The organism is Erwinia sp. MYb416, from assembly GCF_037479575.1.
Lineage (GTDB): Bacteria > Pseudomonadota > Gammaproteobacteria > Enterobacterales > Enterobacteriaceae > Erwinia > Erwinia rhapontici.
Window position 1 is genome coordinate 595,258 of the sequence record NZ_JBBGYT010000439.1, and the last position, 13,103, is coordinate 608,360.

Here is a 13,103-nt window from a genome sequence, read left to right on the forward strand (position 1 = left end):
CCACCGGGATGTGGCACATAAAATGCTTATAACAACCTAATAGAAAATGAGGAATTTGGCATGGTAAAGACCTTAGCAGCACTGATTCTCGCCACACTGACACTTCAGGCTCAGGCGGAAAGCCTGACAGTGATCTCTTTCGGCGGCACCAATAAAGCAGCACAGGAAAAAGCGTTTTATAAACCCTTCACTGCCGCGGGCCTGGGATCGATTGAGGCGGGTGAGTTTAACGGCGAAATGGCTCGCATCCGTTCAATGGTTGAAACCGGCCAGATAGGCTGGGACGTGGTGGAACTGGAAACGCCGGAACTGCAGCGTGGCTGTGAGGAAGGTCTGTTGGAAACGCTGGACTGGAACAAGCTGGGTAATAAAGCCGACTTTATCCCTGCCGCCGTGAGCGAGTGCGGGGCCGGGATCTTCGTCTGGTCTACGGTGCTGACCTATGACGCCAGCAAACTGAAAAAAGGGCCAGCAAGCTGGGCAGATTTCTGGAATGTGAAAGACTTCCCGGGTAAACGCGCCATGCGTAAGAGTGCCAAATACACGCTGGAAATTGCATTGATGGCAGACGGTGTGAAGCGTGAAGACATCTATAACGTGCTGGCGACACCAGCCGGGGTGGAACGCGCCTTCAAAAAACTGGATCAGTTGAAGCCCAATATTCAGTGGTGGGAATCAGGCGCACAGCCGCTGCAATGGCTGGTGTCCGGCGACGTGGTGATGAGCTCCGCCTACAACGGCCGCATTGGTGCCGCACAGGATGAAGGTCATGACTTCAAAATCGTCTGGGACAACGCGCTGTACGACCTCGACAACTGGGCGATTGTGAAAGGATCTAAACACAAAGCACTGGCGGAGAAGTTTATCGCTTTTGCCAACAAAGCCGAAAACCAGAAAGTGTTTGCTGAAAATATTCCTTACGGGCCGACCAATATCAACACCAGCAAGCTGCTTGATCCGGCACGCGTAAGCAAACTGCCCACCGCGCCAGATAACCTCGCCACCTCATTACAGGTAAGCAGTGATTTCTGGCTGGAGCACGGTGAAGATCTGGAACAGCGTTTTAACGCCTGGGCCGCGAAGTAACGGCTCTGCGGGCGGACCGAAACAGTAGGTCCGCTCCTGCGCGCTTGTCGGGGGGCGCCCCTTCTATCCGGTCGCCCTGTGAGTAAACGGTCCCGCCATGATGTCAGGAGACAGTAATGAGCAATCCCGTAATGGAATCCCCCATGCCATCAACACCGGACAGTACGTCATTAAGTCAGCGCCTGCGCAAGGTCGATGGTGTGAAAACCCGTCGTTCCCTGCTGCTGATTGCGCCGCTGCTGATCTTCGTCGTGGTCTGTTTCCTGTTTCCTATCGTCTCTATTTTGAGTAAAAGCGTTCAGAACCCTGAGATCCACGAAAACCTGCCGGAAACCTCAGCCGCGCTGGCCTCCTGGTCTGGCAGTGCGTTACCGGATGAGGCAGTGTACGCCACGCTGGGAAAAGAGTTGATCGCCGCCAGGGAGCGCGGACAGATTGCCACCGTTGCCAAGCGTCTGAGTTATGAAAACACCTCGTTTCGCCGCCTGATCACCACCACGCCACGGCTTGTCCCCGCCTCGGGTGAAGGCGTAAAAGCGGCGCTGATTTCCGGACAACCGGCCTGGGGAGAATTGAGTACCTGGCAAACGCTGAAACGCGTATCCGGCCCGGTCACCAGCTACTATCTGCTGTCCGTGTTCGACCGTAAGGTCGATGCAGCCAGCGGTGATATTCAGGCACTGCCTGCTGACCAGGCACTGTATGTCAATGTGCTGCTGCGCACCCTGTGGATGGCCACGGTGGTGACACTGCTGTGCGTCGGTATTGGTTATCCGCTGGCATACTGGCTGGCGAAACAACCTGCCAACCGCGCTAATCTGCTGATGATCCTGGTACTGCTGCCGTTCTGGACGTCACTCATTGTCCGCACCGCCAGCTGGATTGTGCTGTTGCAGTCCGGCGGGCTGATTAACCGCGCCCTGATGGGTATGGGCGTTATCGACTCCCCACTGACGCTGGTGTTTAACCGTATCGGGGTGTTTATTTCGATGACCCATATCCTGCTGCCGTTTATTGTTATGCCGCTGTATGCGGTGATGAAAGGCATCTCACCGAGCTATGTACGCGCGGCTGTCTCACTGGGCGCCCATCCTTTCCTCGCCTTCTGGCGCGTTTATGTCCCACAAACCTATGCCGGGGTTGCCGCAGGAGCATTGCTGGTATTTATGATGGCGATTGGTTACTACGTTACCCCTGCCCTGCTGGGCGGGCCGAACGACCAGATGGTGAGTTACTTTGTCGCCTTCTTTACCAACACCACCATGAACTGGGGAATGGCCGCTGCGCTCGGCAGCCAGTTGCTGGTGATCGTCCTGCTGCTGTATATCGTCTATATCCGTGTCACACGTACCTCTGCCGAAGCGGCAGCTCACTAAGGAGATGATGATGAGACAACAGGGAACCCTGATCCTGCGCCTGTGGAAAGGCCTGTTTAACTTCTATGCGGCGGCGGTGCTGCTCTTTCTTATCGTCCCGGTACTGGTCATTGTGCCGCTGTCATTTAACAGCAGCTCGTTTCTCAGCTATCCGCTCAGCGGTTTTTCGCTGCGCTGGTATGACACATTCTTTCATTCGCAAGAGTGGCTGGGTGCGCTGGGTAACAGCCTGCTGATTGCCCCGCTGGCCACGCTGCTGGCCACCGTACTGGGCGTGCTGGCCTCAATGGGCCTGGTGCGCGGTGAGTTTCGCGGGAAAGGCATCGTGATGGCGATTATCATTTCGCCGATGGTGGCGCCGGTGGTGATTATTGCCGTTGGCATGTTCTTTTTCTTTGCCAAACTGTCGCTGCTTAACAGCTATCTCGGTCTGGTGCTGGCCCATGCGCTGCTTGGCGTGCCGTTTGTCGTGATAACCGTGGTCGCCGTGCTGAAAAGTTACGATACGACGCTGTCCCGCGCTGCCGCCAGTCTGGGTGCCTCCCCCCTGCTGACGTTCCGCAAGGTGACGCTGCCCCTGATCGCTCCAGGCGTCTTCTCCGGCGCACTGTTTGCCTTTGCCGCATCGTTTGATGAAGTGGTAGTCACGCTGTTTTTGGCCAGCCCAACCCAGCGCACACTGCCGATCCAGATGTTTGCCGGGATCCGTGAAAACCTGGATCCGACGATCGCCGCAGCGGCCAGCCTGATGATTGGTGCATCGCTGATTCTGCTGATCGTGATGGAAATATTGCGTCGACGTGGCGAGAAGATGCGCCAGTCCAGCCCGGCACATTAATCACTGTTATCACAGGAATATGTGTGGCGCAGGACTACTGCGCCACAGGGAGGGTTAGTCGTAGCGGCCTGATTCGTTATTACGCGTCAACCACAACGACAAGGCTTTCAGCGAGTCAGCGGTAAACTCATCGCAGCGGGCAGTGATCTCTTCCGGCGTCATCCAGAAAATCTCATCCACTTCTTCTTCCTGCATAGCAAACGGGCCGTGAGACACACAGCTGAACAATCCGCCCCATACGCGACAGTGTTCATCTTCATAGTAGAACTGGCCATGTTCGGCAAACGGCACCGCGGCAATGCCCAGCTCTTCTTCGGCTTCACGTCGCGCCGAGCCCAGCATCTCTTCACCGGTCTGCACTACGCCCCCGGCGGTCGCATCCAGCATCCCCGGCATAAAGTCTTTCGTCTCGGTACGACGCTGCACCAGAATTTTGCCCATGCCATCGTGAACCACGATGTAGGTTGCGCGATGGCGCAAACACTGCGCACGCATCTGTACACGGCTGGATTGTGCAATGACCTCGTTATCTTCGTTAACGATATCCACCCACTCCGTGCCCTGATCTTGCTCCACCATCCGTAACCCTTTTTGTTCTGGCGCCTGGCGCACAGTTGAATCAAACGTTTTCGCACACGGTTGCGCGATCCGCCCTAAATTAATGTTTAACGCCGCACGACGCAATCATCAATTTGTGCTGATGCGCTATGCCGCTTTTGACGATTCGGATAACCACAGCTGTACAGACGCACGCTGCCACTGAAAATGCGCATAATCAGCGAGCCGCGGCGGTAACGCATCGCCGTGCAGCGCCAGGCGATTCAGCATGACCGCAAGGTCAGTATCCGCTATCGACCACTCGCCAAACAGGTTCTGCTGACCTTCCGGCAGCAGACGTTCCACGGCGCTAATCAGTTTTGCGGCCGCCTGCTGACCGGCCTCATCCAGCGGGGCAAACCGCGCTCCGGCAAACAACACTTCCGTCGGGCGCTGCTGACGGATGGGCATAAAGTCACTGCGCAACCAGGCCTGAATCTCACGAGCTTTAGCACGTTTTTCGATATCACGTGGATAAAGGCGCTCATAGTCCGGGGCCGGGAAACGGTCTTCCAGATACTCCGCAATCGCCGAGGATTCAGACAAATGGAAGTTGTCGACCTGCAACGTTGGCACCCGGCGCGTTAACGACACATCGCCATAAGCCTGCTGCTGATGCTCACCGCTGCCGAGATCGACGCGCTTCAGGGAAAAAGGAATGCCTTTTTCGCTCAGGGCAACATAGACCGACATCACATAAGGGCTGAAAAAGCTGGAATCTGACCACAACAGGATCGTGGGATAACGCATCAGGACGTCCTCTGACGTTCACGGATAGGAACATCCTGTTTACCGACTTTTCACGCCGATGGCAATCTCCGCAATGAGGGAGTTTACCATTTCAGAACAACCACCACAGCATCTGCACGTGCGCCCTGTCACACGCAATCCTGGTATCTTCACCTATGCTGAAAGCAGCATACTGTGTACTGGCGCATTCTGAAGGATAATCCGCATGCATATTCTGATTACCGGCGGGACGGGGCTGATTGGCCGCCCGTTAACGGCCCGATTACTTCAGGCAGGCCACCAAATCAGCGTGGTCACGCGTGATGTCGCCGCGGCACGCCGTACCCTGAGTGAAAAAATTAACCTGTGGTCGGGCCTGGACCAACAGCGTGATCTGAACGGCATTGATGCGGTCATCAACCTGGCGGGAGAGCCGATCGCGGCAAAACGCTGGAGCGAGCCGCAAAAGCAGCTGTTATGCGATAGCCGCTGGCAAATAACGATGCGCCTGGTTGAATTGATCAAGGCCAGCAGCGCCCCCCCTGCGGTGCTGATTTCCGGTTCCGCCACCGGTTTTTACGGCGACACTGGCGAACTGGTGGTGACCGAGGATGACCCCGGTCATGCGGAGTTTACGCATGAACTCTGTGCACGCTGGGAGCAGCTGGCGTTGAACGCACAAAGCGACCGCACCCGCGTGTGCCTGCTGCGTACGGGCGTCGTGCTGGCGGAGAAAGGCGGAGCGCTGGAAAAGATGAAACTGCCGTTTAAGTTGGGGATTGGCGGGCCGCTGGGTAACGGTAAGCAGTACCTCCCGTGGATACATCTGGAAGACGCGGTAAACGGCATTCTCTGGCTGCTGGATCATCCCGAGCTGGACGGGCCGTTTAATCTGGTAGCGCCCTACGCGGTGCGCAACGAGCAGTTCGCTGCGGCACTGGGTGAAGTGATGCACCGTCCGGCATTTATGCGTACGCCCGCCACGGCCATTCGCCTGATGATGGGCGAGTCAGCGGTGCTGGTGCTGGGGGGACAGCATGTGCTGCCACAACGGCTGGAAGCATCGGGTTTTCGTTTTCGCTGGTACGAGCTGGATAAAGCGCTGGCAGATGTGGTGTGAATGACGGGCGGATTTCTCTTGAATATAATATCCCCTTTCCGGGTCACTGATCGCCATATTTGATATCACCTTCCACATAACACGACGAGTAGCGGGTATCTGTAGCAAAATGATTTTCCACTGGACAGGCATGATTAAAGAAGTTGATTGCCTGTTCTTTGGTCGGTCTGAATTTTCTACAGGTATTCATCTCATCGATATTGGTGACGCCTTTAATGTCTGACCATTACTGATTGTGTTGATGGATTTATAGGTAAACACTTGATTTCCAAAAAGTAATCGATTACTTTTAATCGTCGTATTTTTTACACGCGTATTCCTGTGCATACCCGACACGCTGTTTTCCATGCACTGTCAGAGATCATTACCTTTTTATATTAACAATGCGGAATTAATTTTGAGCGATCACAATGCAGTCAACACCAGGAGTCCAGGCTTCGCCCTGCTGTCACTTGCCCTCGGGGGATTTGGTTTAGGAACCGGTGAATTTGTTATCATGGGACTTCTCCCTGATGTCGCCCATTCGCTGAATATCACTGAGCCTCAGGCCGGGAATGCCATTGCCAGCTATGCGTTGGGCGTGGTGGTAGGCGCACCGATTATTGCCGTGCTCACTGCGCGTATGAACAGAAAAATCCTGTTGATTGCTCTGATGTTTATTTTCTTTATCGGTAATCTTGCTACCGCACTGGCCGGTAACTACCCGACACTCGTCGCTGCCCGGTTTATCGCCGGGCTTCCTCATGGTGCTTACTTTGGTATTGCCTCACTCGTTGCGGCCTCACTGGTGCCTGCGGATAAACGCGGTAAAGCCATCAGTCTGGTGATGCTGGGCCTGACGGTCGCCACGCTGGCGGGTGTACCTCTTGCCGCATGGTTAGGGCAGTTTTTCTCCTGGCATATCGCTTTTGCTTTTGTCGGTGCAATAGGCTTGAGCACCTGCCTGATGATTACAATGTTAGTTCCTGCAACAGCAAACCGTTCCGATGCTCATCCGATGAAAGAACTCACGGCGCTGAAAAATTCGCAGGTGCTGATGACCCTGCTGACGGGCGCAGTGGGTTTTGGCGGCATGTTTGCCATATTCACCTATATTATCCCCACGCTAAAAAACCTCGCTGCATTGCAGGACAACCTCGTCCCCTGGGTCATGGCTGCCTTTGGATTGGGAATGATCGTCGGTAACCTTGTTGGCGGGCGTCTCGCCGATCACAACCCGCTTAAGGTCATTGGCGGCGCTCTGGTCTGGAATACCCTGATCATGGTCCTGTTCCCTTTCCTTGCAGGGCACGTGTTCACCGGCCTGTTGGCGACCTTCCTGGTCGGGACTTCATCGGTATTGCTTCCCTCGATTCAGATCCGCCTGATGGATGTGGCAAAAGAAGCACAAACGCTTGCGGCCGCAATGAATCACTCTGCGTTGAATATTGCCAACGCGATGGGGGCTTATCTGGGAGGGGTGGCGATTACGATGGGGTTTGGATGGATCTCAACGGCGTATGTCGGCATCGCTCTGGGTATCTCAGGCATATTGGTTTACGTGATTACCGCTACACATGCCTCACGATTAATCTTGTCAGTGGATAATCAGAGCTGACATGCACTCAAGGGTCGATCGGAAAAAATGATCGCCCCCTGAGTGATGTATGCAGGCATCAATTCGTTGTGGCCGACCCTCTGTTCCGGTCGGCCAGTCACGCCAATCTCACCCAAGCGAGGATCGATCGGAAAATCATCACGCCTACTTGAGTGCCCCTGACAAAAACTGTTGCAGGCGGGTACTCTTCGGATGATTAAAGACCTCTTCCGGTGGCCCTTCCTCTTCTATCTTGCCCTGATGCAGGAAGATCACATGGTTCGACACGTGGCGGGCAAATTCCATCTCATGGGTCACCACCACCATGGTTTTACCCTCCTCCGCCAGCTTCTGCATAATGCGCAGCACCTCCCCCACCAGCTCCGGGTCCAGCGCTGATGTCGGTTCATCAAACAGCAACACTTCAGGCTCCATCGCCAGCGCACGGGCGATAGACACGCGTTGCTGCTGACCACCTGACAAGTGTACCGGATACTTTGCCCGTGCACGCTCGTCAATCCCGACCTTATCAAGGTAACGAATGGCACGTTCACGCGCTTCCGTTTTACTCAGGCCCAGCACCTGCACCGGCGCTTCCATCACATTCTCCAGCACCGTCATATGGCTCCACAGGTTAAAGTGCTGGAACACCATCGTCAGGCGGGTGCGCAGCATACGCAGCTGCTCTTTGTTGGAGACTTTCAGCTGGCCGTCGACATCACGTACCAGAGTGATATTTTGGTTATTCACCGAAATCGTGCCTTCACTCGGTTTTTCGAGGAAGTTAATGCAGCGCAGGAAGGTACTTTTCCCTGAGCCGGAGGAACCAATGATACTGATCACATCCCCGGCATTCGCCTGGAGTGAAACACCCTTTAGCACTTCATGTTCACCGTAACGTTTATGCAGCTCGGTGACGCTTAATTTATTATCAGCCATAGTGTTGTTACTCAATGTGACGATGAAGGTTTAACGTGCGCCAGCCAGCGTTTTTCCGCTTTACGGAACAGACTAATCAACACATAGGAAATAATCAGATACAGCACGGCCGCAATGCCAAAGGCAATAAACGGTTGATAGGTGGCCGAGTTTATATCGCGAGCCACTTTCAGCAGATCGGGCACCGTGGCGGTAAACGCCAGCGCCGTGGAGTGCAGCATTAAAATCACTTCATTACTGTACGCAGGTAGCGCAGCGCGCAATGCGGAAGGCATGATAATGCAGCGATACAGTTTAAAGGTGGAGAAACCGTAAGCGCGCGCCGCCTCGATCTCACCATGCGGCACCGAGCGAATCGCTCCGGCAAATATTTCCGTGGTGTACGCACAGGTGTTCAGCGTCAGTGCCAGTAGCGTACAGTTCAGTCCACTGCGGAAAAATGCATTCAGCAGGTCCGTGCCTTTGACAATTTCCAGCGTGTACATACCGGAGTAAAACACCAGCAGCTGCACATACAGCGGCGTACCACGAAACACGTAGGTAAACAGCCATACCGGAAAACGGATCGCCCTGATGGGAGACACGCGGGCAATCGACATCAGCACCGCCATACACCCGCCCAGCACGACAGACACCACCAGCAGCCACAGCGTGATTGCCACGCCAGAGAAGCGGTAACCATCCGTCCATAACAGGGCTTTCCAGTACTCCTGAATAATCTCAATCATAGGTCAGCCCTTTTTACACCCACCGTATAACGGCGTTCCAGCCACCACAGCACACCATTGGAGAGCGTGGTAAAAATCAGATAGATGACACCCGCGACAATCGCGAAATAGAAGGGTTCCCAGGTCGATTTCCCTGCCAGCTGCGTTGCTTTCACCACATCTTCCAGCCCCAGCAGTGAGACCAGCGCCGTGGCTTTCAGGATCACCTGCCAGTTGTTACCGATACCCGGTAGCGCAAAGCGCATCATCCCTGGGAACAGCACACGGCGGAAGGTTTGAGAACGGGTGAAACCAAAGGCGGTCGCGGCCTCAATCTGCCCTTTTGGCACGGCCATATAGGCGCCACGAAATGTTTCGGTGAAGTAGGCTCCGTAGATAAAGCCCAGGGTGATAATCCCGGCCACCATCGGATCAATATCAAACTGTGACAGACCGAAGAAGTCGGTTACCTGGTTCAGCGCAATTTGCAGACCATAGAAGATCAGCAGCATCAGGACCAGATCCGGAACCCCACGGATGAGTGTTGTGTAGCCTTCAAAAATAACCACCAGCAGGCGGCTGTTGGAGAGCTTGGCCCCGGCGCCAATCAACCCCAGCACCACGGCAAACACCACTGAGCTGAGGGCCAGCTCGAGTGTTACCATTGCGCCTTTAAATATCACTTCAGAGTAGCCGTACAGCATAGGCAATATCCTGTTCTTATGATTCTAACTTCACGTTTACGCCATCGGCATTAAACGCGGCCCCACTGCATGACACAGTGAGGCCTGCAGACAGGGTTTTACTTAACCGCCGTACACATCAAAATCGAAGTATTTTTTCGCTAACTTGTCGTAAGTACCATCTTTGCGGATTTCATCAAACGCTTTATCGATAGCGGCTTTCAGCTCAGGGTTCTCTTTGCTGAGGCCGATCCCGGTACCCACACCAAAGATTTTTTCATCTTTAACAGCCGGGCCTGCAAACGCATACTCTTTGCCCGCAGGCTGCTTGAGGAAGCCCTCGCTGGCAGCCACTTCATCCTGGAACGCGGCATCAATGCGGCCCGCAGTCAGATCCTGATACACCAGATCCTGGTTAGCGTATGGCGTCACAGTCACGCCTTTTGGACGCCAGTTTTCGTTCGCGTAGGTTTCCTGAGTGGTCCCCTGCAACAGACCGATGGTTTTGCCTTTCAGCGCTTCCAGCGTTGGCTGAATTTTCGAACCTTTCGGCGCGATCAGGCGCGAGTTGGCCGCATACAGTTTTTCAGAGAAGGCGATCTCCTGCTGGCGTTTTTCAGTGATCGACAGGGAAGAGATGATGGCATCGATCTTCTTCGCTTTCAGAGAAGGGATCAGCGCATCGAAGTCGCTTTCAACAAACGTACATTTGGTTTCCATACGCTTACAAATTTCGGTCGCCAGATCGATATCAAAACCGACCAGCTGCCCCTGAGCATTTTTCATTTCGAACGGTGCATACGTTGGGTCGGTACCAATACGCAGCGTTTTTGGACCCGCAGCAAATGCGCTGCCTGCAGCTGTAATTGACATTAACAGGGAGAGAGCCAGGACCTGCTTTTTCATACATTACCCCAATTTAAATATTATTTTTAATGGTTCGTGATGTGTTTGCACAGTGACTTACACAATACAATTAGCAGGTTCCGTGCCACATTTTGTGGCAAACCGCTGTTTATATTGCACGATGCTTCAGGCACTGTGATTACTCAGTTTGCAGGAAAATTTATAGCAGGTTTGTTGGCAGACCGAAGCAACAATGTTTCATTTTGGTGCGCAACTTGCACGAAAAGCGATTCAGCACCAATAGGCGCACCAAAATGGTGCGACATATTCCCCGTTATGCACCTTGCCAGCGCGTAAACAGGTCTTCATCCAGTTCGATATCAAACTGGTCAAGTACCCGATTAACGGTCTGATCGACAATATCCATCACACTCTGTGGGCGATGATAAAAAGCGGGCACCGGCGGCATAATAATGGCCCCCAGTTCTGCGGCAGCGGTCATCGTACGCAGATGGCCAAGATGCAACGGGGTTTCACGCACACACAGCACCAGTCGGCGCCGCTCTTTCAGCACCACATCAGCGGCGCGGGTCAGCAGGCCATCGCTGTAGCTGTGAACAATACCTGACAGGGTTTTCATTGAGCAGGGAAGGATCGCCATACCCTCGGTTTTATAAGAACCCGAGGAGATACTGGCAGCAATATCGCGTACATCGTGGACCACATCCGCCAGCGCCTGGACTTCACGCAGCGTATAGTCACTTTCCAGCGCCAGCGTCTGCCGCGCAGCCTGGCTCATTATCAGATGGCTCTCTACCCCGCTCACCTGCTGCAAAATTTGCAGCATGCGAATGCCATAAATCACACCGCTGGCGCCAGAGATGCCAATAATGAGTCGTTTCATACCAAATCCTTCAAAAAAAATGGGCCGGAATTGCTTCCGGCCCATCTTAGCCTATTTACCCTGAATCATTCGAGTTAGATGAAGGCGGCAAGGCTGATCATCCCCGGGAGCATAGACAACTATGTGACCGGGGTGAGCAAACGCAGCCAACGCACATATCACTCGAAGTACGACGGGTATCAGCCTTCGTTGTGCATCTCGAGATTTTCCACTTCGTTCTGACGCTGCATCGCTTTCGCATCGTCATTACGCAGAGATTGCAGATACTCCAGGTACTGCTGGTCCACGTCTTTGGTCACGTAGATACCATCAAATACCGAGCACTCAAACTGGGCAATATCCGGGTTCTCTTCACGCACCGCTTCAATCAGGTCGCTCAGGTCCTGGAAAATCAGGGCATCTGCACCGATCAGCTGGCGGATCTCTTCCACTTCACGGCCGTGAGCAATCAGCTCAGTGGCGCTTGGCATATCAATGCCATAGACGTTCGGGAAGCGAATTTCCGGTGCCGCAGACGCGAGATACACTTTCTTCGCTCCCGCTTCACGTGCCATTTCGATGATCTGCTCAGAGGTGGTACCGCGCACGATGGAGTCATCCACCAGCAGCACGTTTTTACCCCGGAACTCAGCACGGTTAGCATTCAGCTTACGGCGAACCGCGCTGCGACGCAGGTGCTGACCTGGCATGATAAAGGTACGGCCGACATAACGGTTTTTCACAAAGCCCTGACGGTATGGCTTGTCGAGAATACGCGCCATCTCCAGTGCGATATCGCAGGAGGTTTCAGGGATTGGAATCACCACATCGATATCCAGATCTTCCCACTCGCGGGCAATCTTGGCACCGAGTTTGGTGCCCATACGCACGCGGGCGCTGTAAACCGAAATCTTATCGAGGAACGAATCCGGGCGTGCAAAGTAAACGTACTCGAACAGGCACGGATTCCACTTTGGATTTTCAGCACACTGACGGGTGGACAGCTGGCCTTTCACGGTCACATACACCGCTTCGCCCGGTGCCACATCGCGCAGGAACTCAAAGCCAAGGGTATCCAGCGCCACGCTCTCTGAAGCCACCATATACTCGATACGGCCATCAGCCATAGCGCGTTTGCCGATCACCAGTGGACGAATACCGTTAGGATCGCGGAATGCCACCAAACCGTGGCCGATGATCATCGCCACGCAGGCATACGCACCGCGAACGCGCTGATGCACCGCGGCAACGGCGGAGAAGATGTTCTCTGCTTCCAGCGGGTCATGCTGGAAACGATCCACTTCCTGCGCAAAGATATTCAGCAGGATTTCAGAATCAGAGGTGGTATTCACGTGACGACGACCCGTTTCGAACAGCTCTTTACGCAGTTCGTGAGCGTTGGTCAGGTTGCCGTTATGGGCAAGAGTAATACCGTAAGGGGAGTTTACGTAGAATGGCTGGGCTTCAGAAGCACTTGAGCTTCCTGCCGTGGGGTAACGAACGTGGCCGATACCCATATTGCCTTGCATACGTTGCATGTGGCGGGCTTCAAATACATCGCTAACCAGACCGTTTGCTTTGCGCAGACGGAAGCAATTCAATGCATCAATGGTAACGATGCCTGCGGCATCCTGCCCACGGTGCTGAAGCACCGTTAACGCGTCATAAATCGACTGGTTGACCGGTGCAAAACCGGCGATCCCGACAATACCGCACATATTGA

General features: G+C 54.1%; 13 protein-coding genes. 5 read left to right on the forward strand and 8 right to left on the reverse strand.

Features of this window, described 5'->3' with window-relative positions:
- Positions 1-60: 60 nt before the first annotated feature.
- From WH277_RS21415 to WH277_RS21425, 3 genes are all read left to right on the forward strand, one after another.
- Positions 61-1,086, forward strand: coding sequence for an ABC transporter substrate-binding protein (locus WH277_RS21415; protein WP_133841381.1), 1,026 nt, complete (start codon positions 61-63; stop codon positions 1,084-1,086).
- Positions 1,087-1,202: 116 nt separating this feature from the next.
- Positions 1,203-2,462: an ABC transporter permease gene (locus tag WH277_RS21420; protein WP_445235341.1), complete on the forward strand. Its 1,260-nt coding sequence runs from the start codon at positions 1,203-1,205 to the stop codon at positions 2,460-2,462.
- Positions 2,463-2,472: 10 nt separating this feature from the next.
- Positions 2,473-3,300: an ABC transporter permease gene (locus tag WH277_RS21425; RefSeq protein ID WP_133841379.1), complete on the forward strand. Its 828-nt coding sequence runs from the start codon at positions 2,473-2,475 to the stop codon at positions 3,298-3,300.
- A 54-nt stretch (positions 3,301-3,354) separates the two neighbouring features.
- On the opposite strand, the gene yfcD is transcribed toward WH277_RS21425, so the two are convergent.
- Both yfcD and yfcF read right to left on the reverse strand, forming a co-directional pair.
- Complete coding sequence (gene yfcD, locus WH277_RS21430) at positions 3,355-3,879, reverse strand: NUDIX hydrolase YfcD (protein WP_133841378.1); 525 nt, start codon at positions 3,877-3,879, stop codon at positions 3,355-3,357.
- Positions 3,880-4,005: 126 nt separating this feature from the next.
- Complete coding sequence (gene yfcF, locus WH277_RS21435) at positions 4,006-4,647, reverse strand: glutathione transferase (protein ID WP_133841377.1); 642 nt, start codon at positions 4,645-4,647, stop codon at positions 4,006-4,008.
- A gap of 205 nt (positions 4,648-4,852) precedes the next feature.
- Here yfcF and WH277_RS21440 point away from each other — a divergent pair, with 205 nt between their 5' ends.
- Complete coding sequence (locus tag WH277_RS21440; protein WP_133841376.1) at positions 4,853-5,746, forward strand: TIGR01777 family oxidoreductase; 894 nt, start codon at positions 4,853-4,855, stop codon at positions 5,744-5,746.
- Positions 5,747-6,143: 397 nt separating this feature from the next.
- Complete coding sequence (locus WH277_RS21445; protein WP_259151674.1) at positions 6,144-7,343, forward strand: MFS transporter; 1,200 nt, start codon at positions 6,144-6,146, stop codon at positions 7,341-7,343.
- Between the two features lie 144 nt (positions 7,344-7,487).
- On the opposite strand, the gene hisP is transcribed toward WH277_RS21445, so the two are convergent.
- The 6 genes from hisP to purF form a co-directional block, all read right to left on the reverse strand.
- The gene (gene hisP / locus WH277_RS21450) at positions 7,488-8,261 is read right to left on the reverse strand and encodes a histidine ABC transporter ATP-binding protein HisP (protein WP_133841374.1); all 774 of its coding nucleotides are present in this window, start codon (positions 8,259-8,261) and stop codon (positions 7,488-7,490) included.
- 11 nt (positions 8,262-8,272) lie between these two features.
- Complete coding sequence (locus tag WH277_RS21455; RefSeq protein WP_133841373.1) at positions 8,273-8,989, reverse strand: ABC transporter permease; 717 nt, start codon at positions 8,987-8,989, stop codon at positions 8,273-8,275.
- Complete coding sequence (locus tag WH277_RS21460) at positions 8,986-9,672, reverse strand: histidine ABC transporter permease HisQ (RefSeq protein ID WP_133841372.1); 687 nt, start codon at positions 9,670-9,672, stop codon at positions 8,986-8,988. The genes WH277_RS21455 and WH277_RS21460 overlap by 4 nt, the downstream gene beginning before the upstream one ends.
- A 102-nt stretch (positions 9,673-9,774) precedes the next feature.
- Positions 9,775-10,557, reverse strand: coding sequence for a lysine/arginine/ornithine ABC transporter substrate-binding protein ArgT (gene argT / locus WH277_RS21465; protein ID WP_133841371.1), 783 nt, complete (start codon positions 10,555-10,557; stop codon positions 9,775-9,777).
- Positions 10,558-10,831: 274 nt separating this feature from the next.
- Positions 10,832-11,401 carry a UbiX family flavin prenyltransferase gene (locus tag WH277_RS21470; protein WP_133841370.1) on the reverse strand — a complete coding sequence of 190 codons (570 nt, stop codon included), beginning with the start codon at positions 11,399-11,401 and terminating at the stop codon, positions 10,832-10,834.
- 179 nt (positions 11,402-11,580) lie between these two features.
- Positions 11,581-13,098 (reverse strand): amidophosphoribosyltransferase, encoded by a 1,518-nt coding sequence (purF, locus tag WH277_RS21475; protein ID WP_133841369.1) that lies wholly within the window; start codon positions 13,096-13,098, stop codon positions 11,581-11,583.
- Between the last annotated feature and the right edge of the window lie 5 nt (positions 13,099-13,103).